The 290-nt window shown below is 65.2% G+C and carries 1 pseudogene; it reads right to left on the reverse strand.

The annotated features are described in order from the left end of the window. Window positions 1–260, reverse strand: a pseudogene (locus AC2YI2_RS35250) (integrase); the annotation flags it as partial. Window positions 261–290: the final 30 nt, after the last annotated feature.

Consider the following 290-nt stretch of genomic DNA (forward strand, 5'->3'; position numbering starts at 1 on the left):
GGTGAAAAATTCTGGCGCCGGCACCAGGCGGAAAAGTGTTTCCAGTCCGCGGCATAGGCGCGTCGGGTATTGGCGGAGCTGGCGGCTTCGACGTAGCCTCGCGCCCGATCGGCCAGTTGTTGTAGATGCGCCGGCAGGCCGGCGCCCGCCTCCGGCAAAGGGGCGGGGGGACCAGAACCAACGGCGTTCGTGTCGGCCGCTGCACCTGATTGCCCTAGGTTGGCTGTTGGCGGCTCCAGTTTCGTTGCGGGATCGCTCATGCTGTCTCCCACGGATTAATCACTGACGCG

Source organism: Rhizobium sp. SRI_017, assembly GCF_057586295.1.